Genomic DNA, 26,489 nt, shown 5'->3' with positions numbered 1-26,489 from the left:
AAATATTTTAGGTTCTAGTTATAAAGATAGATATGCAAGTGGTTGTCAAAAGAAGTTATTGAATTATCATATAAACACTATTTAATTCAAGGATAACGTGATGACGTCTAGCAGTGTTCAGCCTAATAAACAAGTATTCAAGTTATCGTACGACATGGAGGAGACCGCAGATCATACAATTGATGCTGAAACACTCGGACATTCAATTTTAAGTATGACTAGCGCCATAAAAAATGCGAATAAACTTCTTAACGGTGAAAACTCTGATTTACAGGTTCAGGTTCGAGCTCATCAGGAAGGATCATTTATGGTTGAGTTTGTTACTTGGCTCAACAACGGTGGTGCGGATGTTCTGAAAACTTTAGGCATTATATCAGCCGTTGGAGTTGCTGGAGCTAATACTGTTCTAGGAGCTATGGAAGAGTTAAAAGGTCGAAAAATCGTTGGAAGCATTCGACGTAGCGGTAAAGTTATCCTCAAAACAAAAGACGGTTCCGACCATGAACTAGAGCCTGAGGTGGCAAAAATATTGCTTGATAAAGATGTTCGTAAAGACATTGAGACTGTGTTCAAGACACCGATAGAGAACAAAAAAGATGCCAAATTGGTCATCAAAAATGAAAATAATGAGGAATTGAAAGTTGTTGCAAGTGAAGATGCGGCAACCTTCAAAAAACTGCCTCAGAAAACACTTGAAGAAGTGGAAGAAGAAACAAAGCAGATGACAATTCACTTTTCTCAGGTAAACTTCGAGGCAACTACAGGCTGGAAATGTAAACTACCAAATGGTGAAATCGAGTCTGTGCGCATGAATCATGAAGCATTCATTCATCGAATTAATCAAGGGTATGAAGAGTTTTCAAAGACTAAGCCTTGTTTGGTGATGATGAAAACCGTTAAGACTACCAAAGCCGATGGTTCGATTAACATCCGCTATACTATTGAAGAAGTTATTCGTCAGTTAAATTAAGACTATGAATCTAGAGCACGATACGATAATGAGCTTACTTTTTACAGTTGGGATATTTATGTCTCTGCCGTGGATTGCTCGTGTTTGTAAATTATTGGGACGTGCTGCCGTAATTTATTTTATTCCATCAAAAACGACGACGATAACGTTAACTCTTGAAAATGACGGAGATAAATCTGAAGCAAGAGTTATCGAGCTTAAAAATACGGATGCAATCGCCGATGTTATTTTAAAGGCTACGGGACATATAAAGCGTGACTGAATCTGCTCAGAGTTCTAAGGTAAAAGTTTCACCAGGTTTCTCTGTTGGCGGGGCTTCGACCGCCGTTATTGCTGCATATAACGCATGGGGTGACCCACAAAATGCAGCATTTGTAGCAACAGCAGTTCCAGTTGTTATTGGTGCTTTATTTTGGTTGTCTGAGTACGCATTTTCCGCTATTGGTCTCAGACCTCTTGCTGAATTAAAAGTTTTGCGAAGTTTTGATTCTGATATCAAAAACCTAGAAAAAAGAATGAAGAAAGCTCAAAAACTTGGGTATTCTCAAAATGATGTCAATTCTCTTATCCAACAACATAAAAAGTTAGTGATTGCGCGAAGTGAGATGAGCTCTAGCTTATCCAAAGTTCAAGTTCAGTAATATAAACCCATAATTATGGGTTTATATTACTGTAGTCCGTTGATTGAATTAAAAAGCCTAATTCACAATAACTTATCAATCATATCTGACCACCGACACCTTTAAACTTCTCAACAAAAGCAGCTATCTTACGAAACACAGTCTGCTTAAGAGTTCGGTATTTAGGGTTTAGTGGGCTTAATTTCGGCAACGCCTCGGTGAGAGCAGTACCATTCTCAGATGCGTACTCACGCTTCAACGATGAAATGATATAGCGCTTAGCGGCCTCTTCATTCAATTTTTCAGAATCAATAATAGCTTCTGCTTCGCGTTTTTGTTCTGCTTGTGCAAACTTGAAAAACGCGTCAATGATGCTGGCTTTATCACTAATTTCGTCTAGATTGGTTTGATTAATGAAATCAACAACTAGGCTCTCTTTAGCCCGGTTACCAAGGCTACCACGGATAAGACGGCGCACTTCATCTATTAGTCCTTCTTTGCTCTTGTTTTTCTTGTTGTGTTCAAAGATCAGCTCAAGAATGTAATCCAGATTAATTTCTTGCGATTTAAGCAAATCGACCTCAAACACGACATCGTCCCAGTCCATGGTCGGTTTATCTTTTTCCTGGCCTTCTTTCTCACGACGTAACCAATCACGGGTATCGTTATAAGTAGAACGATAATCCTGAACCACACGTTCGTTTGGCATTTCTATCGTTTGCATTGCCGCAATATCTTCATCGTTCAGATAATATTTTTCTTTGAACGCTTCAACAGCCTGCTCATCACTAGTATCTAGGTTTTGCAACGCTTTAAGACCGGCGAATTCATCATAGTTCTGTAGGATATTTTCCGCTTTAAGGTATTCGCCAAACAACTTAGCAAAGTCTTTTTTATCTTGTTCTTTTACGATGTCTTCAGGGTTAGGAAAACGCTCCTGCAACTCCCTGACAATCTCAACAAAACCACGGCGAGCCTGACCTGTTACGATATCGGTAAAGCCTTCCATGTACTCTTTGTAGCTTTTTTCGAGTACAACGTTCTTCGTGTTTTTATCCCCAAACAAGGTAATAGCATCAACGGTCGCTTGTTCTAGGTCTCGGAAAGTCACAATGTTGCCAAAGGTCTTAGTCGCATCATAAATACGGTTAGTCCGAGAGAATGCTTGCATCAAACCGTGATAACGTAAGTTCTTATCAACGAATAAAGTGTTCAGTGTTGGCGCATCAAACCCAGTTAAGAACATCCCAACAACAATCAGCACATCGATTTCTTGCTTTTTCACTCGCTGAGCAAGATCGCGGTAGTAGTTTTGAAAACCATTGCTGTCTACACCAAAGTTGGTTTTAAACATCGTGTTGTAATCATCAATTGCAGCACTTAAAAACTCTTTAGCACTGCTATTCATCGCCGTCACTTCAAAGCTTTCATCTGCGATATCACCGATGGCATCTTGCTCTTCATTTGCAGCGAAGGAAAAGATAGTCGCGACTTTTAGTGGCTTTTCAGCGTCTTTCTGCAGTTGCGAAAAGGTCTCGTAGTAGGCTTTTGCTGCATCCACACTACTTACTGCAAACATGGCATTAAAGCCTTTTGCGCCCTTATAAGCCCGATGCGTCTTCTGATTAAAGTTATTTAGGATGTACTGCGAGATCTCCCGAATACGCATGGGGTGCAAGAAAGCTTGTTTGTTTTCAGCAGCGCTTAGCTTTTTGTCATCTTGCTCTGTTTCAATACTCTTGAACTGAGGACGTACATCGTTGTAGTCCACCTTAAACTTAAGGACTTTTTCATCACGAATAGCATCAGTAATGACGTAGGTGTGAAGTTGCTGACCAAAGACACTGCCGGTTGTTTCGGCTCCAAGCGCATTGTCAGGAAAAATAGGCGTACCAGTAAAACCAAATTGGTAATACTTTTTAAATTTCTTCTTAATGTTCTTTTGCGCTTCACCGAACTGGCTACGGTGACACTCATCAAAAATAAACACGACTTGCTGCTTGTAGACAGGCAAATCGCTTTCACTCTTGATTAAATTGTTGAGCTTTTGAATGGTGGTAACAATGATTTTGTTGTCGTCTTTATCCAGGTTACGTTTAAGCCCTGCTGTACTCTCTGAACCATTCACGCTATCCGGTGAAAAGCGCTGGTATTCCTTCATGGTCTGATAGTCGAGGTCTTTACGGTCAACAACAAAGAATACTTTATCTACAAAATCTAATTTCGTCGCTAATCGTGCCGCTTTGAAACTGGTGAGCGTTTTGCCCGAACCGGTGGTATGCCAAATATAACCGCCGCTTTCCGTATTACTCCAGTTTTTGCTGTTATAGGCACTTTTAATCTTCCACAAAATGCGCTCAGTCGCCGCTATTTGATAGGGACGCATCACTAGTAGAGTATTGCTGACATCAAACACAGAGTAACGCAGGATCACTTCCAGCAAGGTTTCTTTTTGGAAGAACGTTGCAGTAAAGTCTTTTAAATCTTTGATGAGATTGTTGTCTGACTTCGCCCAGTTCATGGTGAAGTCATAGCTGTTTTTATTGCGCTTAGTGGTATTAGCGAAGTACCGAGTATCGGTACCATTGGATATCACAAACAGCTGTAAGAACTTATATAAAGAGTTTTCAGCATTGAAGCTTTCTTTGCTGTAGCGATGAACCTGGTTAAAGGCTTCACGAATCGCTACACCGCGCTTTTTCAGCTCAATTTGAACCAATGGTAAGCCATTGACTAAGATAGTCACATCATAGCGGTTAGCATGGCTGCCAGTCTGTTCAAACTGTTTAATTACCTGAACTTTATTACGTGCGATGATTGCCTTATCAAACAGGTAAATATTTTCAATATGACCATCATCAAATACAAAATCGTAAATGTAATCGCTGTGTACCTTACGAGTTTTCTCGATGATGTTGTCACTTGGCGTATTTAAGTACTGTTCCTGAAAGCGCCCCCACTCAGCGTCGGTAAACTCGACTTTATTGAGCTCTTGAAGTTGCTGACGGACATTCGCCATCATGGCATCTGGAGTAGTTAAGCCGGGTAGGTATTCATAACCTTGATTGCTTAAGTCCTGAATAAGCTCCCGTTCTAAATCACCTTCGCTTTGGTAACTTTCAGCTATCTGCCATGTTTTTGTGTATTTATCTAAAACGATGTAATTATTAGACTCTGCAATTGCTTTGTATTCTGCCATATCTATTCCTAAGCCTTTGTCCCTTGCTGAGTGCGCATTCCTTTATAAATGTTGTCTATCTCTTTCACCAAAAACTTAAATACGCGCTTATGGTCTTCTTCGACTTCAGCCACTTCATCACCAGCGTGTTTTGCATGGTTATATAAATTAATCACACGCGCATACGGGTTAACTTTACCTGCCGCCCGATCAGATTTCACTCCGGGCAATAACTCTCCCCACTCTTCGTAGCCTAAAAACGTTGAGGTCTTTTCAAGTACGTTACGCAAGAAGTTAAAGTGATATTTATGGATATCGCCCGATTCTGCTGCTTTCATTAATTCATTCTTCAAATGCAGGTGATACGAAAAAGGCGAGTCATTTTTTTGTTCAACCAGTTCATGGTTACCATCATCAAGCTTGCGCAAAACAAATTTAGGCGCTTTGTTAAACTCGTTATGCAACACATTGTAAAAAAGTGGGTTATGAGTAGTGATAATGAATTTGAGACCAGAAATAGCGAAATCACTAGACTTAATTAAACGAGCTAAATCAACCGCTAATTCAATAAGGTGGTTGTCATCTAACGAGCTAACCGGGTCATCAATAAACACATACTCTAATTGATTAAACTGGTCTGTTTCGCGGTCAGCCTCTTCAGGTACATTTAGGATGCTAATCACTTGATCAAGCAGTGAATAAAAAACACTCCAGATAAAGTTACTCTCTTCACCCTTAGATATTTTAATTTTTCTATCAGGCTGATCATCCCCACCTTCGTGTGAAAACGTTACTTCTGAAAAGGCTTTGACGGTAACTTGCTTACCATCTTTGTCTTCAGTTGTGTATTGTGGGTTAAAACGGGGCGTGAGCTTATCGCTGGCGTAACCTTGGAACGTGGTGATCACGTTCATATCTTGCCCTTGATCTTGTAATATCCAATCCGTAAACGTATTGGGTTGAATTTTTAACTTGGGCTCTGCATCGGCTTCTAAATCATTATCCCAGTAAAACAAGTCTTCGGTAAAAGCGTTATAATACAAAATTTTGTGGCGAGAAAGTAACTCTTGTTGGATCTCATCAGGCTCATCCTCTCCTTCTTCTTTTGGTGCAATGATCTCTTTAAATTCACGTGACAAACGCGTTTTACCAGTACCATTAAAGGCATAGATCAACTGCACCTTGTTAGTACGAGCTTTCAGCTGTTCTGCTATTTCCGTTAACGTGTTACTCATTAAGCCGCCTCATCAGAATTAGATTGAGGGAAGCTCAACAGCAGGTCGCGATAATATCCATATTGCTTTTTACGTAGCTCGATTTCTCTCGGCAAACCATCAGAGATTGAAGTAGTAAGTGTATGGAACTTATCTAATACGGATACAATACGTTCTTTTTCTTCAAGCGAAGGATTTGGAATACTAATACTGTTTAAGTTCTTTTTATTCAGTTTTGGCTGTGCCGCTCCTGAAATGTAAGGGGTTAGATCGATACTATTCAGGTAGTACTCTACATATCTTCTCTCAGCATAAGTTTCAAACTTCAGCACATGAGCATGATTATTTACCCAGTTTTTTCCACTAATACTAAATGCAATCGGTGTGTTTCTTGCCAACAAGTTGGCTCCATCTTCGGAAACAAGCAAAAAGTCTCCATCAAAGATGAAGTCTTTAACATAATCAACAATACCGGACGCACCGTAGTATGGAATATTACCAGGCTCTCTCTGCCCACTAGTTATTGGCTTGCGTTTTGAATCTAAGTTTTCAGCGAGCTTGCCTAATGACTTCCACTCAACATTCCCTTCATCAAAGCTAAGCAATTGGTTACGATAGTAGTTGTATTGTTTTTTCCGCATGTTAAGCTCAGCGGTCAGCTCAGCGGTCAGCGACGTAAATGCATCCAAAATACGTACAATTTCAGCCTGTATTGCCAGCGATTTTTCTGGGTTGTCTGGGCATGGGATGGGGATTTGAACCTTTGCCATATCGGTCGCAGAAACATCAATAACTTTAGTTCCTTTTGCAAGCTTTCTCTTCGCGGAAAAAAAAGTAGAAGTTTGCGTGAAATACGCAAAGTATTTGCCGATTATAAGTCTATCGGGTTTAAAGATGGTTGCGTGTCCACCTGTAACCGCTTCTGATTTACCCAGATAAACCAAAGCCTTTCCTACGTCATCAAGGTTCTCGCTTGTATTTGTTATTACAACATCACCTGCGTTCACCTTTTTTAGTTTTTTGGCTGTTTCAGGCGAAACGAAAGATATAGTTGTCTCGGTAGAAAGCCCATAATGAGTATAAATCTGCCCGTAATGAATAGCAGGCACACCCGAGTCCGTAAAATCGGTTTTTGGTAAGCCATTTCCACGGACTAACTCGCCTAGCTCAGAGAGCACTTTCCACTCAACCTCAACTCCATCCAACAGTTTTTCCATGTAGCTCAAATGACTCATTCCTCAATCTCCTCACCTTCAATCTCAGCAACAATGGCGTCAATATCACTGCGAAGCTGGTCTATTTTAGCAACGGTAGTCTTAAGCTTGGCGTTGAGTTTAGTTATGTCCACTACCTCGCGATTATCTTTGATTTCTACATAGCTACTTACCGATAAGTTGTAATCCGCTTTCTTGATATCATCTAAATCAACGGATTTAGCAAAGTGATCCACATTCTCTTTGCTAGCAAACACCTCCATGATGTCTTCGATGTGATCGTCTGTCAGTATGTTGTTATTAGTTTCCTTTTTAAACAGGCCGCTGGCATCAATAAACTGGGTGGTGGTGTCGGTTTTGTGTTTAGAAAGCACCAAGATATTCACGGCAATAGTGGTACCAAAGAACAGGTTTGGAGCTAGTGATATAACTGTTTCAACATAGTTATTATCAACAAGATATTTTCGGATTTTTTGCTCAGCACCGCCACGATAGAAAATACCAGGGAAGCAAACAATCGCAGCCCGACCTTTGCTAGAGAGGTAACTAAGCGCATGAAGCACAAAAGCAAAATCGGCTTTAGATTTTGGCGCAAGCACACCTGCAGGGGCAAAGCGTTCGTCGTTGATTAGTGTCGGGTCATCACTACCAATCCATTTAACTGAATATGGCGGGTTAGAAACAATAGCATCGAACGGTTTATCATCACCAAAATGAGGTTCACGAAGAGTATCGCCCAACTGAATATTGAACTTGTCGTAGTTAATGTTGTGCAAAAACATATTCATACGAGCCAAGTTATAGGTCGTGTGGTTAAGCTCCTGACCAAAGAAGCCATCTTCAATGATATGAGCATCAAAGTGCTTCTTCGCTTGAAGTAGCAAAGAACCTGAACCAGCAGCAGGGTCGTAAATCTTATTAACGCTGGTTTGTCCATGCATAGCTAGTTGGGCAATCAGTTTGGATACGTGTTGAGGCGTGAAAAATTCGCCTCCGGATTTACCCGCATTCGCTGCATAGTTAGAAATCAAGAACTCGTAAGCATCACCAAACAAGTCAATCTGGTTTTGGTCAAAGTTACCTAACGGAAGATCTGCAACCCCTTTTAACACTTTGGCTAGACGTTCATTTTTTGCTTTTACTGTGTTACCTAAGCGGTTACTCGTAGTATCAAAATCCGCAAATAGCCCTTTAATGTCTTTTTCTGAATCGTAACCATTGGCTGAATTTTCTATATCGGAAAAGATAGCAGCAAGGTCAGTATTTAGGTTCTCATTTTTAGATGCATTAGCGACTACGTTGCTAAATAACTGACTCGGATAGATAAAGTAACCTTTTGTTTTGATCGCATCGTCTTTGGCAAACTCGATGTTTTCGTCATCATCCGACATCGCTGCGTAGTCTACGCTTTCATCGCCACCGGTAATGAAGTGAACAAAGTTTTCACTGATAAAGCGATAGAACAAAGTACCTAGTACATACTGTTTAAAATCCCAGCCATCTACTGAGCCACGAACATCGTTGGCGATCGCCCATATCTGGCGTTGCAGGGCGGCGCGTTGCTGGCTACTTGTCATTTTTATTATTCCTGTTTCAATTCGTTTTGAGCCATTATGAGCTCATTATCTGTCGAGTATTATAACGAGCAAAGGAGTGCGAATCTAACCGCTTGTTGTAAAAGTACTAACTTAGGATTAATTTAAGTCAACATTCATAAAAATAAGGAGTTAGCATGAAAGTTTACCTTGATGATGAACGACCAACTCCGAAAGGATGGCATCGAGTTTACTGGCCTGAAGAAGCTATTGCCTTGCTACAGCAAGGAACGGTGACTGAAATCAGCCTAGATCATGATCTAGGAGATGATGCTCACGGTACTGGCTATGATGTGGTTTTGTGGATTGAAGAGGCGGTTGCAACACAAGATTTTCAACCACCGGTTATACGGGTTCACAGCGCTAATTCATCAGCAAGACAGAAAATGGAATCCGGAATCTCTAATATCAAACGGTTAAGTACGTTGGGTTGAATCTCTAGAGAAAAATACAAGCCACTCTCGTTTCTCTATATGATTTGAATTATGTATATAGCTGCGTTTACAGCAAAAATTGCTGCTACTTTCACCCCAAACGATACCAACTGTCTTTGGTATGTATCAGCAATCGCTTGCTCAACTTCTTGCAGTTCAATCTCTGTGCGCTTTTCTTGATATAAAAAAATTCCATCAAGTACCTTTTTAGCGGTTCCAGGTTTCCACTGTTCGTACAACTTTAGTCTTTCAAGAGAAGGGAACTCATCAATGTTATTTCTGCTTCTGATAGAAGCAGCTATCTGCTCAACAGTTCGTCTCTTTTTCAAAAGCATCGGCATTGCCCCAGAAAGTTTATTAATAATCCGCTGATTTTAAGCCGCGTATTTTAGAGATCAGTTCACTAGTGACACCCTTTCCAAACTCTGAACGTAAATAACGCCCCGGATAATGTTGTAAGAGCTCTTCAGAGCCGACATCACCACAGACGTACCATTGGGCTTTCAGACTGTGAGCATGGGCTAACATCTGACGGACTGAATTGTTGTCGTCCATATGCGTTCTGAAGGGTAACTCTGTGTCAGGGGCTAATTCATCGCCAGTAAACACTCCATTTTCGATAAAACATGTACGAGTGTGACGAATCCCCAAAGGGTAAAGTAGAAGGTTAGCTTCTGATGCTGCTCTTCTAAGGCCATCAATAGCATTTGAATCGGGGCTCACCATTTTTAATAAAGTCGTTGATCTAGTTTTTAGCCATTCGTCAAATGCAGCATATAGACTTTCGTTACTGTGAATGTATTGATTTGAATACAAAAGGCTAAGCGTATCAAAGTACAAAATCTTCATTAAAAATCTCCTATTTGCGTATTCGGATTTACTTGACCATATTTCAGCCTTATTCACAAAAGCGCTTTTTCAAGTACACTCCCATCCTATATGACTACAGCTAAGCGAAATCTTATCGCTCTTCATTTAAGGACTTTACGGTGAACGAAGAACCTAATAACACTCGGCAAGGCGTTTTATTTGCCCTTGGGGCGTACGGAATCTGGGGCGTTGCACCGATTTATTTCAAACTACTTGGTGATATTGCTCCCTATGAAATTTTATCGCATCGAGTAATCTGGTCCTTGTTCTTTTCCGTGATCCTAGTGCTGCTCTTTGGTTTGTGGCCGAAAGTTCGAGCAGTATTTCGTTCAAGCTCACAATTACGTTACTTAACAGCCACATCACTTTTGGTCGGGCTAAATTGGGGAATATTTATTTGGGCGATGAATAACGACCATATGCTAGATGCTTCACTTGGATACTATATAAATCCTCTGGTAAATGTATTGTTAGCCACTATTTTTCTAAATGAGAGACTAAGCATTTGGAAATGGGGAGCCGTAGTACTAGCTTTTGCCGGTGTAGGTATCGAATTAATACACCTTGGAACGGTCCCTGTTATTTCCCTAGCTCTAGCTTTCAGTTTTGGTTTCTATGGACTACTACGAAAAAAAGTTCGCGTAGATCCTACCGTCGGAATGCTACTGGAAACTGCGCTATTAATACCGTTAGCTTTAGCTTATCTATGGTTTTCAGACTCTGAGACCAGCAGCCTGATAAACAATGATTTAAAACTCAATCTACTGTTAATTGCTGCAGGACCTGTCACGATGATTCCTTTAATGTTGTTTGCCGCTGCAGCTACCCGAATCAAACTATCAACTTTAGGGTTCTTTCAGTATCTGGGGCCAACATTGATGCTATTTTTAGCCACAGGGGTATATGGTGAGCAACTAACTTCTGACAAATTAATCACCTTTGTGTTTATTTGGGCTGCATTGGTGGTGTTCTTTGTTGATAGCATCCGAACGCACCGCCATCAGCGTCGTACTAGCTATAGTTGAAGTGGTGCTTCATAAAGAATTCAATATGGCACCCTCTTTCTAATGCTCTTTCCTTAATTTGCTCCCATAACATCGGTAGACGGGTTTTCAGAATTTCCGCATCAGATTGGTGGTATTCATCTTCACACTCTTCAGAGGCGGCTTTTAGCCACTCTGAGGGGGTTAAAATAGTTAATCCTCGATGGAAATACTCAGGAATGGCTTGACGTATTGATTCTTCACTACCGCTAGCAACATAGATAGTACAACCTTCACCGGTCGCGTAATACTGACTAACCCCAACATAAAACATATCAACTCCTTGCTAATGCAAAATCAACAAACATTATTATTGGTTACAAAAATGCGGCTATTACGCGCTCTCGAAAGTTTCCTAAATTCAATTGTCCGGAGGTTACAGGACAAACAGGGATAGTTGGCGATTTTCGCGTCTGATTATTACTCCAACTGAGCTTTACTTTCTCTGTATCTCTTTCTGACGTTTTCTGGATTAGGGGCTGGATTAGATCCAATGAATTCGACATTTCAGATTTATCTTGCAATGCATCGGATTTAATAAACAAACATGAATCAGGTATATCCTGTTCGATTTGCTCCGCAAACTTAACGAGATTTTCTTCCGCAAAGGTATACAACCATGCCTGTTGGTTAGGAAAGTCATTCGTTCGCAAAACTCTGCCTAACACCTGTCTGAAATAGAGCTCCGTCTTCACAAAGCTTAAATGGCAACAGACTTGTAAACGAGGAATGTCGGTTCCCTCACTGACCATCCCAACACTGATAATCCATTGGGTTGAACTATCTCGATAACGATTAATTGTCTCTGATGGATTATCATGGCAATACGTCACGATCTCTGTGCTTTGCACGTAGTATTCGGTTAAAACCTTCTGAATTTCAATCGCATGTCTTACCGATGAAGCAACAACCAATCCTCCGGCTGTAGGATTATCTATGCGGATTTCTTCAAGTTTCTGACATCCAAGCCCTAAGATATAAGTCATTGCATCAGCATTCTGCAGGATACTTTGGTATGGAGTAGCAGATTGTTTTAAAAGCTCTGGAATCGATGAAAAAGACTTTGATTCACCACCTTCTGAAATTGAGAGATGCTCATTATCGATTAATACAATCTTTGGTGAACGGCAGACCTCATCTGTAATAGCTTGCTTCAGGCTATATTGATAATCACATAGAATACGGCCCTCGGTATTAGAATACTTCGCCAATGTAATGGGTAAAAAATCTGATCGCCAAGGAGTTCCCGTCAGCGCTAATGTGAACTCAGCTATCCCTTGGATCTGAGTCAGTATCTGCTCTCCCCACACATTAGCATTTTCAATTTCATCACCAGAGCAATGGTGAATCTCATCAAAAACAACCAATACACGGTGTTTTTTGATCGTATTCCAGAAACTATCCCGGAGATATTTCATACTTTGATAGGTAAACGATGCGCCAATCGCCCCAAGTCCACCGTTAAAAGAGCAACTCAAGTGCCAAGCAAAGGTACTTTGTATACCTTCAGCAATAATCAATGACGGAGAAAAACATAGGACTAGATCTATTTTATCCGCATCGAGCAGCCTTTTAGCAATTTCTGCCGCTGTTACCGTTTTCCCCGCGCCAGGAGTAGCCTGAACCAGAAAATGTGAATGACCAGCTAGATACCTTTCTAAGGCAAGCCCTGCACACTCTTCTTGCCATAATCTCAACATTCTGCTTTTCCATAATTACTAAGTTTAAGAACCTGATTCAGTACATTTATCTTGGCAAGATATCGAACAGACCTTTCTCTGGCTTCCTCAGAGAGCCTCAGCAAAGACGACTTTTGAGAAGGTAGTCTTTCGGACAATATTTGAAACTCTTCGATCTCAGCCAAAGCTATTGCTAGTTCAGCTTCACACTTACGTCTTTCTGAAACGAGTTCATCAAGAGTAAGCGTCTCATCAGAGATTTTTTTTACCGCTTTTGTCTTTTGAGGTTTTCTTTTTTTTGCTTTAAATTCAGTTACGTGGAACAGTTCTGATTTGTGATACGTTCTCTTACGCCCTTGACCTTTAGTCAAAAGTAATCCTTTTTGCTCCAACTGTAATAGCTGACGATAAAGAAATTTACGCGCTTCAACGACGTCCTTGAATTCTTCGGTTATTTTTAATAATTCATCCCTTAAGCAAGGCACCGTTAATCCATCAAATCCCTTTTCTATGAGTAGGGTATAGATATATTCATTAAGCACTGTTTTATTAGTCATAAGAGTTCAAGCACAAACCAAAATGCGGATTATAGTCCGTGGCTATATATTCCGCAATACAGGATAGTCTTTCATTTTGAGCATCGAGAAAAATGAAAGACTTAGCAAAACGGTTTGGTCATAACCTACGAGGAATGCGTAGGGATAAGGGTCTATCTCAAGATAAATTGGCACTTTCGGCCGATATAGACCGGAGTTATATCGGCCGGATTGAAAGAGGGGAGGTCAACATAACGCTTGAAAAAGCTTACCTGCTCGCAAGTGTTCTTGGCTGTGATATCCGGGATTTATTGCCTTAATGGCAGTAACGTACAAAAAAGGCTATGAGGGTAAGAACCTGTTTTATGCCTAATAGCCATTATTGCAGTTACTTTTTCTCACTGCGCAAAGCTGATTGCTTTGCCTTGTTTAACAATGCAACCAACGATGGATTTGATGCTGCAAGAACCCCTAACTCTTTAATAAAAGCCAGCTGCTTATCGGCTTTCTGAGCCAATACTTCCTTTTCTGCTTTTAGTTTTTCAATTTGATCGAATGCATCTTGATCCGACTTAACGAATTTTACAAACTCCTTACTTGGCTTTCCTCGCAACTCCTGCTTCTTTGAATCGTAAGCAGCTTTGATACTGCTATAGGTATTCAGAGTTTGGCGAGTTGTAGTGATATCGAGGTCAGTTTGAATACGGTCGACCAATAATTGCCAAGTGAGTTTTGTTCGCCATGTCGCGATCAACACTTCAATCTTGCGTATTTGTGCTGTCGTCAATGATGGTAATGCCATTAGAGTCCTTTAAATTAACGCTAAAATATCATCTAAAGAGTTATCAACTGGAGACTTTTCAGATCTGAACTCAAGAGCCTTCGCCAATGCTTCATCAGAATTAGGAAGAGCCAGTTTTTGTACTGTTACGGTCTTTTTCTGAGTATCAGTAATGCGTATCTCATTTTTCCCAGCAAGAACACGAATAATCGCTCCTTCTTTAATGTCTTTGCTTTCCATTAGTTGTATCAGTTCGCGGAGCATGGAGGTATTTCGATGGTGCACTAAGAACCAGTCTTGTGTTGCCTTGCTAACGCAAAAATTTGGCCGTTGCTCCGCATCTTCAAGGCGGCGTAACTGCACCTGTAAATCCTTATTTAACAATCGCAGTGCTTTCTCATCATGAGCCACATGACAAGAGGATGGGCAAAGAGAACATTGAGTAATAAAATCATTAAGATACTCACAAGGCGAAAACTGTAAGTTTTGTGAACAAAATCCTGTACTGGTAACAGCTGTTGCAGTTTTAGTTAACTCTTCATATTCAAGTTGACTCATCACCTTAACTATAATTTCTTGTCCTGTATCATTAAATAAAATATCTGAAATTTCAGACGATTTTTCGGCATGGGTACGATGTATATAATGCAAAATTTGCTCTGGTGTTTTGCGACCAGACCATAAATTGATTATGGCATGAGGAATACCTTCACGGTCAGCTACATCATTATTCCAATGTCGGAACTGGTGCGGCTTAACTCGAAATTCGTGTGAAAACCCATGTTTAGCAAAAATACTATCCGTAAGACAATGAGCTTGTGAGGGATTAACAGATCGAATAAACACATCGCCAAGGGAAGATAAAGGGACAATCGCAAAATGGGATTTCCCCCCAATGTATGCCGGATTGTTAGTTATCATCTGATTACCAGTAAAGCTAAAAAGTGCATATTTATATTTGCATTTACCGGTATGAGATTTGTTATAGCCAACCGGAAATCCAGCAAGATTACTGATTACGTACTTAACCCATATATCTTGAAACTGTGCGATAGTCATTTTCTCTCGAGAGAATATTTTTTTTACCCCGGGCTTAATCGAGGTACCTAGCAAGTACTTACCATAAGGACAGTATGAAACAATCATTAGTTCATCATCCGGTTGCAGACTAACAATCGGCTTAATGTATTTATTAGACCCTCGTTGAACCTTTTTACGCTCCGCATTATTCGTTGCTTGACTAACACGTACGAATCCATCTCCCTCGTCATAAAAACCCAGTAAATAGCCTAAATGGATTAAGTTAATTGGCTTATTCATATCCGGATTTAATGCATTAATATTTCTGTCTGATGGACAGAAATCACCCAACACTTTCTTTAGTGGTAATAACGGATTTTCATAAAATCTAGCAAGTACCTTCGCAGGCTCACAAACCAATTCCATATACTCAAGACTACGATCTATCGGTTCAGACATCACGGATAAAATATGATTATGATAATTTTCAAACCCTTTCGAACCTTGCCAGTCAAGATAATGCGTGACCTCTATCTTACCCTTCACTGTTTGGGTGAGCTTTTGTAACCTTTGCTTCGCTAGCACAGTCTGTTCCGCATCAATACGATTCGGAGATCCCATAGCCAATGACACCATTGCACAAATATAAGCATCTCGCTGAAATGCTAATGGATGTGTATTCCATTTTTCTCGCTCAGGCGGTATGACATCGTAAAAAATAGTCCCTAGTGCTAGCAAAACCTTAGTTTCTGGAATTTTGTTCTTTTTGTGTTCAATTATGTCATCGCCAACAAGGGATTCAATCTTGGATGCTCTTGTTGGTAATTTTAATGTTTTCGGAATAAACATGCATTTATGCAACCACTCAAAAAAATGAGGGAGGTTTCCACGGTCTCTTTTGCTTAATCCAAAATAAGCAGGTTCCAATTCTGAAAAGGTTACATGAGCAGGATTATCAGCAAGTTCTGCAATTAGTCTCCTTGAAGCAGCATGTTTGTCCTTTTTATTTTTTATTGAGGTATTCCCTGCACAAATCTCAATTGCATAAATCATCATCAAATGACGTAAATCGTCAGGTAATAGGTGAACTGAACTATAATTGGACTTAAAATTAGTGTTCTTTACCGTGTTATCAACAAAATAGAAATCCATATATTTGCCAGATGACAATGTATAGCGCCAAGCCGAATCTTCCCATGTCGCTGGATCATTTTTCTGATTGGTAAACCCACTCAATGGCTGTTGCATCAAAGCAGCGATATAATTACGCTGTTTTGAAATATAAAAATTTATCTCACCCATTAGATAACCCTTTTTCAGCCAACTTTCGTTCTTCACATATCTTAATGGTCGCTTGAATATACAGGATTATTTTCCTTATTTTTTTAAGAGTTACCTTATTCCCATCCTGCTTATTCACTTCATATTTAATCAACGCCTTATCAAGATACTGTTGATGATTAGCTTCTTCTATAGCTGTAAAATTATCGCATGGGTAGCAACCTAACGGAGCACCTAGCTTAGAAGCACAACTAGCACAATTTTCTGGATTAATATGAATTCCGATTTCTTCATCAAACTCATTGCGAACCACATAGTTATACCTATTCTGTAGCTCTTTAACTGACATTTTCCCAAACTTGAGTAGCACATCCTTCTCAGCAAAGGCTTGGTCAATAGCCAGCCTAGCTTCAAAACTCAGTTCAATATATGGACTAACAGCCTTTTCCGTCACATTAGTGATTGAAGCTAAGTATGGTGCGGATAATCCCTGCAAAGCAGCTCCTGTAAGAACGGTATGACGAAGACGGTCGTTACTTAGTCTAAGTTTGCTACTTTCAATACGGTCACTCTTGATACCTAATCCGGCAGAAAAATTAGATATAGCTTGCTGAAGAGCATCACTTGTTTTGTGAAAAGAGTCCGACATTGAACCTAACGCCTTAAATAGGTTAGATTTACTCCCAAATTGAATTGTAAACAGCTGCTCTTCTGGAAACAGCGGGCAACGCAACATTATTTGGTGCAGTTCATCCAAACCAAGACTAATACCCTGTTTTTTCAGAGATAATACCAACACTGACTCATATTGCTGACGATACGTGATAATTAATGCTGACAAGTCTGGTTCCAAGCGACGTGAATTGCGTTCAGCATTGACTCGAAACAGCCCTTCCTTACCCTGAAACAATCTAATGTGTAAACAGTCTACATCACAGAACAAGTATTCGGAGTCAGGTGTTGGTTCTTCACTAGATTGTCTGTAATCAGAAAAACTCTGTCCAACAGGCAATAAATCGGACCACTTTAGTTGAACTAACTGGCATGGTCGTCTTACAAGCGCTACCATCAACTGGCTAGCCATAGCATTACTAAAAGCAAGAATACCCTTAGGACCTTTGCAAATCTTGATCTTGTTGTCTGTAGCTAAACGCAATTTTTCTTTAATGGAATCATATTCAATTTCGCTGTATACCCCCTTTTCGGGGTCAAGTATATTATTCCCAGCACTAATCTTGGGACAATGTTCACTAGCAAAATCAGCAATTTCTTTAAACTGCTTTAAACCCGCTTTATTAACAGCAAAAGATAACGTACCAGATAGAATTTTCTTATAAGGATCAGTAAGAGAACTCCAAACCAATCGAAAAGAACTTGGAGTCAAATTATCTCCAAGAGACTTAAGTGCTTTTTGACGGCTATCGACTGTATTAAAAGCCAATTTACTTGCCATTTTTGCCAACAACACTCGTAACTCAACAAAAGTTTTCCAGTCATAGCCAATATCGTACATCCAAGTTAGGTGTACAGAACTCTTCGTTCCGAGTTGCCATATATCATCAAATATATCAAACCCATAAGCATCATTTTTTGCCTGGTACACTCTTTGACCATCGAAGGACTGCTTTAAGAATTCAAATTCATTTTTATTAATTATTTCCATTAGTCTTTCCTTGTGATGGTACAGTTCCTTTCTGACGCTGTGCTGATAACTCATGGACTTTCACTGCATGTCTAAACCTGTTGTAAACACTAGACATCTTGCTATCTTCAACCCACCCCATTGCATACTTGCGCATATCTTCGATTTGTTCAGGGCTAAAACCAGCAGCAGTAGCTTTTTCGTCAAAAATTTCATTCCACTTATGTCGAAACCTATGGGGATGCAGGGGAAATACCACTGCCTTAGACAGTTTTGTGATAATTTTATATATTCCGTCATTAGTGATAGGTAAACCTTCGCTATCGCCTTTAGTACTAACAAATATAAAGTCATGGGTTGCCGAATCAGGGTATTTTGATCGCTCAGTATCAATATACAATTTCAAAAGTTTCAGTGTATTAGATGTGATGGCAGCAGAGTGCGCCTTCGTTTTTTGTGCAGGTCGCCGCTTACGAGGATCGGTTAAGTCATTGGGAGTACGTGTTATATGTAATCGCGCTCCTTCAGCACCCTCTTTGATATCACTAATTTTCAGCTTACTAATCGCTCCAAGTCGGATACCCGTTTCGATAAATACGTCAATAATCAACTTATTTCGCAAACGTCCGCTATGTCCCCAGGGATTATCAGAACTGGATGGCTTAGTTATTTCTAATATTTTAAAAAAAACATCATCCGGTATCGCCTTCTCAAATGGATCACTAACATCTGAATTTTCATTACGGATGGCACGTATATCAGCTTTAACTAGACGCTCCAAATCTGAAAAGTTCTGACTTATAAGAGCAAGAGGTGTATTTGCAAAATGGTGAACTTCATAGAGATACTGAATGTAGCCCATAAATTGCCGCAAACGCATTTTAACAGTACTTGCCGATACTCTGCTTTCTGAGCTTTGTGTTGCATGAATTAGGTTATCAAGCTGCTTGTCAGAAAAACGCTCAAAACTAACTACATTCTTTTCTTCAAATTCTACTTCTTTCTTAAATTTGCAGTAATGCTTGAATTCATTGTATTCCTCAGCACTAAAGAACTCCCCCGAAGCAACTCTATCGGGAAGATAAATTGATTGTGCTGTGAAATAGTTAAATATAAATAAGAGTGTTTTTCCGTAAGTTAGCCGAGAATTAAAAGATAAATCCGCAAATGCTATACTCATATGATTACTAAGAAAAAAACAAGCTGGGAGCATGTTTTCATCGACTATACAAACATCTCTATTGTTCTTTTGATCTGTATGGGTAATTAACGAATAATTCATTACAAAAAAAACATATAGTTAAACAATTAAATACGATAATAGAGGTTTTTCATATATTGTAAACTAAAAACCAGTAATATCCTGATATTAGTGAATTTCTAAATAAACAAATCTTTACATTAAATATAGTATGGTTAATTCCAATATATTGGGCCAAGCTTTATGTTTCTATTAGCCGTGCTGGTGTATGGCGAAGCTTTCTCTAGTGATAAAGCCGTGACCTTTCTGTTTATTTGGGGAGCATTGTTGGTATTTAGCTTTGATGCCGCCGTCTATAACCGCAGACGCCGCCGTTAGATGATCATTTTTTACAAGACAAGCACTTTTCCAACCGCTAACTTAGCTCGATGATGTTTATTCCACGACTGACTTAATATGGATAAAGTCCACTATTATTCAACACCTCACCAAGCGATAAGTTTGATTGAAGCGGACTATAAAAAGTTTGCTTTTCGGCGTCATTACCATTTGGATTTCCACATTGGACTCATCACCGGTGGGCAACAAAAGTTTGCTCACCGTGGAGAGCAACATTTGGTTGGGCCGGGAGAAGTGGTCATTATGCCTCCGGATGAATTACATGACGGCCGGTCATTGTTGGATTCCGGTTATCAAGTGCGAGTCTTTTCCGTTACACCCGAGTGGTTTAGTGAATATTTTGAGCTTTCCTCGCCAGAAAACATCATCCGCTTTAAGCATCTGATTGTGAGTGATAGCGCCATCTTTTCACAATTAAATCACTTCCACAAAGTGTTGACTCAGACCCACTTAAGCCAACTGGCGAAAGATTGCTTACCTTATGAAGGTTTTAACTCGCTACTTTCCCGCTATGGTGTCCATAAACCACAGCCGATGATTCCCTTAGGTAAGCAGACCATTGAGACACTGAAAGCGTTTCTACTCGCTCATTTAGATCAGCCAATACGGTTAGAGCAGTTGGCGCAGCTTTGTCAATTAAGCCCAACACAGTTTCAACGACATTTTAAAGCACAAATGGGCATCACCCCTTATGCCTGGTTTTCTCGGCTACGCTTAGAGCAAGCCATGAAACTCTTGCAACGTGGCGTGTGTGGTACTGAGGTTGCCCTGCAAGTTGGATTTTACGATCAAGCTCATTTTACCAAAGCATTTAAACTCACCTATGGCGTGTCCCCCTCGGCGATTAACTAACCTGTCAAAAATTTACAATCGTCTGGCCCATTCTTCTGGCAGGCTATTGCAAATGATTCATCACCAGACTTCACTATGAACGAAATCAGCCTACTACTTACGCTTGCCAGCGTCCATTTCATCGCCTTAATGAGTCCGGGGCCGGATGTGGCATTAGTGATCCAAAACGTGACGCGGTACGGACGGCAAACCGGTCTATTCATCGCACTTGGACTGTCGTGTGGTATTTTTCTTCATTCACTCCTGAGCTTGACGGGCATCAGCTACTTAGTACATCAGCACCCCGTTTTGTTTGCGATTTTACAGCTCGCGGGGGGAGGTTATTTACTTTATCTCGGCCTTCATGCCTTACGACACACAGTACAACATTGGCAAGCCACGACTGACCAAGCCTCTTCACGTCCTGTTTTGCTGCTCAGTAACAAACGTCAGGCGTTTTCACGGGGTTTCATCACCAATATATTAAACCCAAAAGCCTTAGTCTTTTTCATTAGCTTGATGTCGACCCTAGTACCGACTGAGATGTCGCTGCAAGGAAAAGGGCTAGCTTTAGTTATTTTATGGGGATTGTCGCTGATATGGTTTACATCACTGGCTTGGATGCTTTCAACAGAAAGATTGCAACGTCGATTGCAGCAAACCCATCGTTATATTGACGCGCTCTGTGGCATGATTTTTAGCTTAATTGGCTCAATCATTCTATACCAATCACTGTATAGCGTGCTGACATAGCGTTTAAGCCTGCAAAGCTATTTTTTAACAGCAGTAAATCGCCCTGAGTTTCTGTAAGAGATCTCGCACAAATAGGTAAGTAAATCTCGCTTTCCTTACTGATAAAAACCGAAGAAAACAATTTAACTTATTGATAAATAAGAAATATAGATAAAAAACATCAAAGTATGGATAAAATCATCGATTTCCTACTCTTGTGAGGTTCAGACAAATCCGTAATATGGAGGGTGTCGGAAGGATGCTGACAGGGAAAAAGGAATCACTAAGGATAGTGGGCTTCAGGATGAAGGCGCGGTTGTTGAGGATAAACAATCGGCAAGGATAGCATCAAGGACATTGAACGGACTCAATCGTTACTAGGATGGTAGCGACAACGGAATGACGATGGACACCTCTGGATGAGGCAAGGATTCAACATCAGGATGATGTCAAGGACACTGCTCAGGGAACAAGTAATGTGCGCTAACAGGATGGTTAGCAGATCAGGATGATCGAGGACACCGCTAGGAAGGCGATGAACGGATTACGCTGAAGGAATAGCACACTATCAAGGAATCGATGCAGGGAGCATTTTGGTAGCTGGATTGCTGCAAGTTAGACCATAACCCCGCAGGGCTTTGCCCGCGGGGTTTTCTTTTATTCGTTATCCAACGTTTCTGTCTGTTATCAACCTTTTGCTATCAAGCTTAAACTTGACCGTTCAGCATCAGCGATAATCAGGAACCTCACCGAAGTATCGCTGAAAACGACTACACTTTTTCTAATTTGGCATAAGCCGTCACTAACCACTTAATACCTTCACCATTAAACGCAACTTGAACTCGGCTCTGCGGGCCACTACCTTCAAAGTTGATAATGGTACCGTCACCAAATTTGGGATGACGAACCCGAGACCCGAGACTAAAGCCCGTTTCATTAAAATTGTCTTTCACTGCGGTAGCACTAAAGCGTCCACTGTTTGCCGGACGGCTTACCTGCGCTTTCATTCGCACTTCATCCAAACATTGCTCAGGCAATTCTCGGATAAAACGCGAGGGTTTATGGTATTTATCCTGGCCGTATAAACGACGAATTTCTGCATAAGTCATGTAGAGCTTTTGCATTGCACGGGTCATGCCTACGTAACACAAACGGCGTTCTTCTTCTAAACGCCCAGCTTCTTCAACCGACATCTGGCTTGGGAACATGCCCTCTTCAACCCCTACCATAAAGACCAGTGGGAATTCTAAGCCTTTCGCACTGTGCAACGTCATCAGTTGTACCGCATCATCAAACTCATCTGCTTGCCCTTCTCCTGCTTCTAATGCGGCATGAGTTAAGAAAGCGGTGAGCAGGCTCATCTCTTCCGCTTCTTCCGGTTTTTCAAACTGACGCGTCGCGGTAACGAGTTCTTCTAAGTTTTCAATTCTGGCTTTGGATTTTTCGCCTTTTTCTTGCTCATACATGGCGTACAGGCCAGAGGTTTTAATCACATGGTCAGTTTGTACATGGAGCGGCATTTCCGCACTGTCATCTTCCAATGCATTAATCAGTTCGACAAAGCGGCCTAAAGCTCCCGCAGCCCGCCCCGTCAGTACTTGCTCATTGAGTAGAGCAAGCGAGGCTTCCCATAAGGTGCAGCCCCGATCCCGCGCAGCAAAGCGCACCGTTTCCAAGGTTTTATCACCTAAACCACGGGTGGGGGTATTGATCACTCGCTCAAATGCCGAATCATCATTTCGGTTTGCCATTAAGCGTAAATAACTGAGAGCATCTTTGATCTCTTGCCGTTCGAAGAAGCGCATTCCACCATAAATACGATAAGGTAATCCTGCTTGCAGCAACGCTTCTTCCAACACCCGTGATTGAGCGTTATTGCGGTAAAGCATCGCACAGTCATTCAGCACCCCGCCTTTATCCTGCCACTCTTTGATTTTACTCACCACAAACCGCGCTTCGTCCAAGTCGTTATACGCGGAGTAGACAGAAATCGGTTCACCTTCACTGCCATCGGTCCATAACTCTTTGCCCATACGTTCGGTGTTATTGGCGATTAATGCGTTGGACGCTTGCAAAATGGTTTTGGTAGAGCGGTAATTTTGCTCAAGGCGAATGGTATTCACACTCGGAAATTCCAGCGTGAATTTTTCGATATTCTCAATTTTTGCTCCGCGCCAGCCATAAATGGATTGATCATCATCCCCAACGATCATGACGTGACAGTCAGGGCCCGCCATCATCCGTAGCCATGCATACTGAATGTTGTTGGTGTCTTGAAACTCATCCACCAGAATATGCTTAAAACGCGCTTGGTAATGCTCACGAATATGCTGTTTATCACGCAGCAGTTCATGGGCTCTGAGTAATATTTCCGCAAAATCAATCAACCCCGCCCGATCACACGCATCTTGGTACGCGGTATAGAGCTGTAAATAGGTTTGGGTAACGGGATCTCGATAAGCATCAATATGGCGAGGGCGCAGCCCTTCATCTTTTTTGCCGTTAATCCACCAGCACACTTGCTTGGCGGGCCACTGCTTTTCATCCAGATTCTGCGCTTTAATCAAGCGGCGCAACAAACGCTGTTGATCTTCTGAATCGAGGATTTGAAAATCTTCCGGTAGCTTAGCATCGAGGTAATGAGCGCGGAGAATACGGTGACAAATACCATGAAAGGTGCCCGTCCACATGCCCGACGCACTGCCCATCATTAGCTCTTCGATTCGCCCGCGCATTTCTGCCGCCGCTTTATTGGTAAAGGTCACTGCCATAATGGAAAAAGGGGAGGCACGCTCCACCGACATTAACCAAGCGATACGATGGACCAGTACCCGAGTTTTACCACTTCCCGCCCCCGCGAGAATAAGCAGATTTTCAAGTGGCGCGGCAACCGCTTCACGCTGTTTATCATTGAGACCGTCGAGTAAAAGAGAAGGATCCATCATGGCTAGGCTACTGGTTATTTATACATATTTTGCACGATTATACTCTTAAACGAAGGGATAACCAAATGACAAGAAAGGGGAGCACTATGGCTCCCCTTGCAAGGTATTTCCGCGTGAATTATGCGGCAATTCCGGCATGACGCAACATGGCATCAATTTGTGGTTCACGACCACGGAAGCGTTTAAACAGTTCCATCGGTTCCTCACTGCCACCCATCTCTAGGATGTGATTTAAAAAGCTCCGCCCAGTTTCCGCATTAAAAATACCTTCTTCTTCAAAACGAGAGAAAGCATCCGCCGATAACACTTCTGCCCATAAATAGCTGTAATACCCTGCGCTATAACCGCCGGCAAAAATATGACTAAAGCTGTGGGAGAAGCGGTTCCACTCAAGGCTCGGCAATACGGACACTTTCTTTTTCACTTCCGCTAATGTTTCTAACACTTTCGGACCAATTTCAGGGTCATACGTGGTATGCAGAGTAAAATCGAACAAACCAAATTCCAACTGACGCAAAATAAACATTGCAGATTGGAAGTTTTTCGCTGCCAGCATTTTATCTAACATCGCTTTAGGTAGCGGTTCGCCCGTTTGATAGTGGCCTGAGATAAAGGCCAGCGCCTCTTCTTCCCAACACCAGTTTTCTAAGAACTGGCTAGGCAGCTCGACGGCATCCCACGGCACGCCATTAATCCCCGAAACCGCGCCCACATCGACTTGCGTCAACATGTGGTGAATACCATGCCCAAATTCATGAAATAGCGTCACCACTTCATCATGGGTAAACAGGGCAGGTTTATCCCCTACTGGGCGGTTAAAGTTACAGGTGAGATAAGCCACCGGAGTTTGCAGCTCACCATTGAGGGTGATTCGGCGACCACGACAATCATCCATCCATGCGCCGCCACGTTTATGCTCACGAGCGTATAAATCGAGATAAAAACTGCCCCGCAGGCGATCTTGACCATCAAAAATATCAAAAAAGCGCACAGACGGATGCCAAGTATCCACTCCATCACGCTCTTGCACACGCATACCAAATACGCGCTGCAACACTTCAAACAGGCCGCTGACCACTTTAGCTTCTGGGAAATAAGGGCGCAGCTCTTCATCAGAAATATCAAACTGATGCTGTTTTTGTTTCTCGCTGTAATAAGCGATGTCCCACAGCTCAAGCTCAGTTACGCCATACTCTTGCTCGGCAAACTGACGCAGTTCTTCCACTTCGCGCTCCCCTTGCGGCTTAGCTTTACTCGCTAAGTCATTGAGGAAACTGAGGACTTGATCCGGTGTTTCTGCCATTTTAGTGGCCAGAGATTTTTCACTGTAAGTGCTAAAACCCAGCATATGCGCAATTTCATGCCGCAGCTTGAGCTTCTCAGCGATGATTTCACTGTTATCCCATTTCCCTGCGTTCGGGCCGCGGTCAGAAGCTCGAGTCACATACGCTTCATACAACTCTTTACGCAATGCTTGGTTATCACAATACGTCATGACCGGGAGATAGGACGGCATATCCAAGGTTAAGAGATACCCATCAAGCCCTTTTGCCTGTGCCGCCGCTTGCGCCGCCGCTAACGCCGATTCAGGCATACCGGCCAACGGCTCTGCATCAGCAATATGTTTCGTCCAGCCCATGGTCGCATCCAATACATTATTGGAAAACTTAGAGCTAAGCTCTGACATGCGTTTGCTGATCTCACCATAGCGTTTTTGCTCAGCAACGGGCAGACCAATACCGGATAACTCAAAATCACGCAGCCCATCATTAATGGTTTTTTGCTGCGCGCGGCTCAACTGGCTGAACTCTGGGCTGGCTTTGATCGCTTTATAAGCTTCAAATAGCCCTTTGTGTTGCCCAACCCAAGTTCCGTATTCCGACAGCAGTGGTAGACAACTTTCATACGCGTCGCGTAATTCGTCACTATTGAGCACCGAATTCATGTGGCTGACTGGCGACCAAAGACGGCTTAAACGATCATCCACTTCTTCAATAGGAGCGATCACACTCTCCCAAGTGGGTTGGCGATTGTCTTGCAGCACCTGTTCAATTTGAGTGCGACAATCTTCAATCGCTTTCTCAACCGCTGGCTTTACATGCTCGGGCTTAATGGCAGAAAACGGGGGTAAATCCGTAAAGGTGAGAAGTGGATTAGACATAAAACATTCCTTTTGGGTTAAGACATGTGCCTAGATATTTTGCAGCGATGAAATAGTAAATATAGGTAGGTTCAGCAAATTTCAATAGTGGCGTATAATCAGTCAACATTTTTGATTCACAACCAACGCTCAATTTGAGTATT

The 26,489-nt window shown here is 41.6% G+C and carries 23 protein-coding genes and 1 pseudogene; 9 read left to right on the top strand and 15 right to left on the bottom strand.

From position 1 onward, the window contains the following. Positions 1–100 precede the first annotated feature (100 nt). From FKN05_RS11750 to FKN05_RS11740, 3 genes are read left to right on the top strand one after another with little or no spacing between them, the layout of a single operon-like run. Complete coding sequence (locus tag FKN05_RS11750; protein ID WP_170887592.1) at positions 101–970, top strand: LAPAL motif-containing putative phage structural protein; 870 nt, start codon at positions 101–103, stop codon at positions 968–970. Positions 971–998: 28 nt separating this feature from the next. Beyond that, a complete protein-coding gene (locus FKN05_RS11745) occupies positions 999–1,232 on the top strand; it encodes a hypothetical protein (RefSeq protein ID WP_170887591.1) in 234 nt (77 codons plus the stop codon). Further along, a complete protein-coding gene (locus FKN05_RS11740; RefSeq protein WP_170887590.1) occupies positions 1,225–1,611 on the top strand; it encodes a hypothetical protein in 387 nt (128 codons plus the stop codon). The genes FKN05_RS11745 and FKN05_RS11740 overlap by 8 nt, the downstream gene beginning before the upstream one ends. Before the next feature lie 79 nt (positions 1,612–1,690). On the opposite strand, the gene FKN05_RS11735 is transcribed toward FKN05_RS11740, so the two are convergent. The 4 genes from FKN05_RS11735 to FKN05_RS11720 are packed head-to-tail and all read right to left on the bottom strand — an operon-like array spanning position 1,691 to position 8,773. After that, a complete protein-coding gene (locus tag FKN05_RS11735) occupies positions 1,691–4,789 on the bottom strand; it encodes an HsdR family type I site-specific deoxyribonuclease (protein ID WP_170887589.1) in 3,099 nt (1,032 codons plus the stop codon). A gap of 8 nt (positions 4,790–4,797) precedes the next feature. Beyond that, positions 4,798–6,003 carry an AAA family ATPase gene (locus FKN05_RS11730; RefSeq protein ID WP_170887588.1) on the bottom strand — a complete coding sequence of 402 codons (1,206 nt, stop codon included), beginning with the start codon at positions 6,001–6,003 and terminating at the stop codon, positions 4,798–4,800. Further along, on the bottom strand, positions 6,003–7,217 hold the full coding sequence (locus FKN05_RS11725; RefSeq protein ID WP_170887587.1) for a restriction endonuclease subunit S: 1,215 nt from the start codon (positions 7,215–7,217) through the stop codon (positions 6,003–6,005). Before FKN05_RS11725 ends, FKN05_RS11730 begins: the two co-directional genes overlap by 1 nt. Beyond that, on the bottom strand, positions 7,214–8,773 hold the full coding sequence (locus FKN05_RS11720) for a type I restriction-modification system subunit M (protein ID WP_170887586.1): 1,560 nt from the start codon (positions 8,771–8,773) through the stop codon (positions 7,214–7,216). Before FKN05_RS11720 ends, FKN05_RS11725 begins: the two co-directional genes overlap by 4 nt. A gap of 155 nt (positions 8,774–8,928) precedes the next feature. Between FKN05_RS11720 and FKN05_RS11715 the strand changes: the two genes are divergently transcribed. Next, positions 8,929–9,225, top strand: a complete 297-nt coding sequence (locus FKN05_RS11715; protein WP_170887585.1) for a cyclic-phosphate processing receiver domain-containing protein — start codon at positions 8,929–8,931, stop codon at positions 9,223–9,225. A 35-nt stretch (positions 9,226–9,260) separates the two neighbouring features. Here the strand turns inward: FKN05_RS11715 and FKN05_RS11710 are convergent, their stop codons facing one another. Together FKN05_RS11710 and FKN05_RS11705 are read right to left on the bottom strand one after the other, a co-directional pair. Further along, entirely contained in the window at positions 9,261–9,560 is a 300-nt protein-coding gene (locus FKN05_RS11710) for a hypothetical protein (RefSeq protein ID WP_170887584.1), read from the bottom strand. A gap of 22 nt (positions 9,561–9,582) precedes the next feature. Continuing rightward, positions 9,583–10,074, bottom strand: coding sequence for a hypothetical protein (locus FKN05_RS11705; RefSeq protein WP_170887583.1), 492 nt, complete (start codon positions 10,072–10,074; stop codon positions 9,583–9,585). 140 nt (positions 10,075–10,214) lie between these two features. On the opposite strand from FKN05_RS11705, the gene rarD reads away from it, so the two are divergent. Next, positions 10,215–11,120, top strand: coding sequence for an EamA family transporter RarD (gene rarD, locus FKN05_RS11700; RefSeq protein WP_170887582.1), 906 nt, complete (start codon positions 10,215–10,217; stop codon positions 11,118–11,120). On the opposite strand, the gene FKN05_RS11695 is transcribed toward rarD, so the two are convergent. From FKN05_RS11695 to FKN05_RS11685, 3 genes are read right to left on the bottom strand one after another with little or no spacing between them, the layout of a single operon-like run. After that, positions 11,107–11,412: a hypothetical protein gene (locus FKN05_RS11695; RefSeq protein WP_170887581.1), complete on the bottom strand. Its 306-nt coding sequence runs from the start codon at positions 11,410–11,412 to the stop codon at positions 11,107–11,109. The two genes, rarD and FKN05_RS11695, sit on opposite strands and share 14 nt — an antisense overlap. A 43-nt stretch (positions 11,413–11,455) precedes the next feature. Then, entirely contained in the window at positions 11,456–12,838 is a 1,383-nt protein-coding gene (locus tag FKN05_RS11690; protein ID WP_170887580.1) for a DEAD/DEAH box helicase, read from the bottom strand. Further along, the gene (locus FKN05_RS11685; RefSeq protein WP_170887579.1) at positions 12,832–13,374 is read right to left on the bottom strand and encodes a VspR family transcription factor; all 543 of its coding nucleotides are present in this window, start codon (positions 13,372–13,374) and stop codon (positions 12,832–12,834) included. Before FKN05_RS11685 ends, FKN05_RS11690 begins: the two co-directional genes overlap by 7 nt. Before the next feature lie 92 nt (positions 13,375–13,466). Between FKN05_RS11685 and FKN05_RS11680 the strand changes: the two genes are divergently transcribed. Further along, the gene (locus tag FKN05_RS11680; protein ID WP_045618360.1) at positions 13,467–13,673 is read left to right on the top strand and encodes a helix-turn-helix domain-containing protein; all 207 of its coding nucleotides are present in this window, start codon (positions 13,467–13,469) and stop codon (positions 13,671–13,673) included. A gap of 68 nt (positions 13,674–13,741) precedes the next feature. Here FKN05_RS11680 and FKN05_RS11675 read toward each other — a convergent pair whose 3' ends face one another. The 4 genes from FKN05_RS11675 to FKN05_RS11660 are packed head-to-tail and all read right to left on the bottom strand — an operon-like array spanning position 13,742 to position 19,359. Continuing rightward, positions 13,742–14,155, bottom strand: coding sequence for a hypothetical protein (locus tag FKN05_RS11675; protein WP_170887578.1), 414 nt, complete (start codon positions 14,153–14,155; stop codon positions 13,742–13,744). A 9-nt stretch (positions 14,156–14,164) separates the two neighbouring features. Continuing rightward, entirely contained in the window at positions 14,165–16,456 is a 2,292-nt protein-coding gene (locus tag FKN05_RS11670) for a hypothetical protein (protein ID WP_170887577.1), read from the bottom strand. Next, positions 16,449–18,098 (bottom strand): hypothetical protein, encoded by a 1,650-nt coding sequence (locus tag FKN05_RS11665; RefSeq protein WP_170887576.1) that lies wholly within the window; start codon positions 18,096–18,098, stop codon positions 16,449–16,451. Before FKN05_RS11665 ends, FKN05_RS11670 begins: the two co-directional genes overlap by 8 nt. Then, positions 18,085–19,359 carry a tyrosine-type recombinase/integrase gene (locus tag FKN05_RS11660; protein ID WP_170887575.1) on the bottom strand — a complete coding sequence of 425 codons (1,275 nt, stop codon included), beginning with the start codon at positions 19,357–19,359 and terminating at the stop codon, positions 18,085–18,087. Before FKN05_RS11660 ends, FKN05_RS11665 begins: the two co-directional genes overlap by 14 nt. 138 nt (positions 19,360–19,497) lie before the next feature. On the opposite strand from FKN05_RS11660, the pseudogene FKN05_RS11655 reads away from it, so the two are divergent. From FKN05_RS11655 to FKN05_RS11645, 3 genes and pseudogenes are all read left to right on the top strand, one after another. Then, a pseudogene (locus FKN05_RS11655) lies at positions 19,498–19,656 on the top strand (EamA family transporter RarD); the annotation flags it as partial. 78 nt (positions 19,657–19,734) lie between these two features. Next, on the top strand, positions 19,735–20,529 hold the full coding sequence (locus FKN05_RS11650) for an AraC family transcriptional regulator (RefSeq protein WP_154115037.1): 795 nt from the start codon (positions 19,735–19,737) through the stop codon (positions 20,527–20,529). 75 nt (positions 20,530–20,604) lie between these two features. After that, positions 20,605–21,261 carry a LysE family translocator gene (locus FKN05_RS11645; protein WP_158117018.1) on the top strand — a complete coding sequence of 219 codons (657 nt, stop codon included), beginning with the start codon at positions 20,605–20,607 and terminating at the stop codon, positions 21,259–21,261. Positions 21,262–22,010: 749 nt separating this feature from the next. Here FKN05_RS11645 and uvrD read toward each other — a convergent pair. Both uvrD and prlC read right to left on the bottom strand, forming a co-directional pair. Further along, on the bottom strand, positions 22,011–24,185 hold the full coding sequence (uvrD, locus tag FKN05_RS11640) for a DNA helicase II (protein WP_158117019.1): 2,175 nt from the start codon (positions 24,183–24,185) through the stop codon (positions 22,011–22,013). A gap of 118 nt (positions 24,186–24,303) precedes the next feature. Continuing rightward, positions 24,304–26,346, bottom strand: a complete 2,043-nt coding sequence (gene prlC, locus FKN05_RS11635) for an oligopeptidase A (protein ID WP_158117020.1) — start codon at positions 26,344–26,346, stop codon at positions 24,304–24,306. Between the last annotated feature and the right edge of the window lie 143 nt (positions 26,347–26,489).

Origin of the sequence: Vibrio sp. 1-1(7) (assembly GCF_013048485.1) — a bacterium.
Lineage (GTDB): Bacteria > Pseudomonadota > Gammaproteobacteria > Enterobacterales > Vibrionaceae > Vibrio > Vibrio fujianensis.
This window is presented reverse-complemented; position numbering and strand designations above follow the sequence as displayed.

What these genes read in the sequence shown, in the direction of transcription:
- FKN05_RS11650 (WP_154115037.1), top strand. Translation starts at nt 19,735, where the DNA reads ATGGATAAAGTCCACTATTATTCAACACCTCACCAAGCGATAAGTTTG.
- prlC (WP_158117020.1), bottom strand. Translation starts at nt 26,346, where the DNA reads ATGTCTAATCCACTTCTCACCTTTACGGATTTACCCCCGTTTTCTGCC.
- FKN05_RS11705 (WP_170887583.1), bottom strand. Translation starts at nt 10,074, where the DNA reads ATGAAGATTTTGTACTTTGATACGCTTAGCCTTTTGTATTCAAATCAA.
- FKN05_RS11685 (WP_170887579.1), bottom strand. Translation starts at nt 13,374, where the DNA reads ATGACTAATAAAACAGTGCTTAATGAATATATCTATACCCTACTCATA.
- FKN05_RS11725 (WP_170887587.1), bottom strand. Translation starts at nt 7,217, where the DNA reads ATGAGTCATTTGAGCTACATGGAAAAACTGTTGGATGGAGTTGAGGTT.
- FKN05_RS11750 (WP_170887592.1), top strand. Translation starts at nt 101, where the DNA reads ATGACGTCTAGCAGTGTTCAGCCTAATAAACAAGTATTCAAGTTATCG.
- FKN05_RS11660 (WP_170887575.1), bottom strand. Translation starts at nt 19,359, where the DNA reads ATGAATTATTCGTTAATTACCCATACAGATCAAAAGAACAATAGAGAT.
- FKN05_RS11745 (WP_170887591.1), top strand. Translation starts at nt 999, where the DNA reads ATGAGCTTACTTTTTACAGTTGGGATATTTATGTCTCTGCCGTGGATT.
- FKN05_RS11730 (WP_170887588.1), bottom strand. Translation starts at nt 6,003, where the DNA reads ATGAGTAACACGTTAACGGAAATAGCAGAACAGCTGAAAGCTCGTACT.
- FKN05_RS11735 (WP_170887589.1), bottom strand. Translation starts at nt 4,789, where the DNA reads ATGGCAGAATACAAAGCAATTGCAGAGTCTAATAATTACATCGTTTTA.
- FKN05_RS11675 (WP_170887578.1), bottom strand. Translation starts at nt 14,155, where the DNA reads ATGGCATTACCATCATTGACGACAGCACAAATACGCAAGATTGAAGTG.
- FKN05_RS11680 (WP_045618360.1), top strand. Translation starts at nt 13,467, where the DNA reads ATGAAAGACTTAGCAAAACGGTTTGGTCATAACCTACGAGGAATGCGT.
- FKN05_RS11695 (WP_170887581.1), bottom strand. Translation starts at nt 11,412, where the DNA reads ATGTTTTATGTTGGGGTTAGTCAGTATTACGCGACCGGTGAAGGTTGT.
- FKN05_RS11710 (WP_170887584.1), bottom strand. Translation starts at nt 9,560, where the DNA reads ATGCTTTTGAAAAAGAGACGAACTGTTGAGCAGATAGCTGCTTCTATC.
- FKN05_RS11690 (WP_170887580.1), bottom strand. Translation starts at nt 12,838, where the DNA reads ATGTTGAGATTATGGCAAGAAGAGTGTGCAGGGCTTGCCTTAGAAAGG.
- FKN05_RS11670 (WP_170887577.1), bottom strand. Translation starts at nt 16,456, where the DNA reads ATGGGTGAGATAAATTTTTATATTTCAAAACAGCGTAATTATATCGCT.
- FKN05_RS11645 (WP_158117018.1), top strand. Translation starts at nt 20,605, where the DNA reads ATGAACGAAATCAGCCTACTACTTACGCTTGCCAGCGTCCATTTCATC.
- FKN05_RS11715 (WP_170887585.1), top strand. Translation starts at nt 8,929, where the DNA reads ATGAAAGTTTACCTTGATGATGAACGACCAACTCCGAAAGGATGGCAT.
- FKN05_RS11665 (WP_170887576.1), bottom strand. Translation starts at nt 18,098, where the DNA reads ATGGAAATAATTAATAAAAATGAATTTGAATTCTTAAAGCAGTCCTTC.
- FKN05_RS11720 (WP_170887586.1), bottom strand. Translation starts at nt 8,773, where the DNA reads ATGACAAGTAGCCAGCAACGCGCCGCCCTGCAACGCCAGATATGGGCG.
- uvrD (WP_158117019.1), bottom strand. Translation starts at nt 24,185, where the DNA reads ATGATGGATCCTTCTCTTTTACTCGACGGTCTCAATGATAAACAGCGT.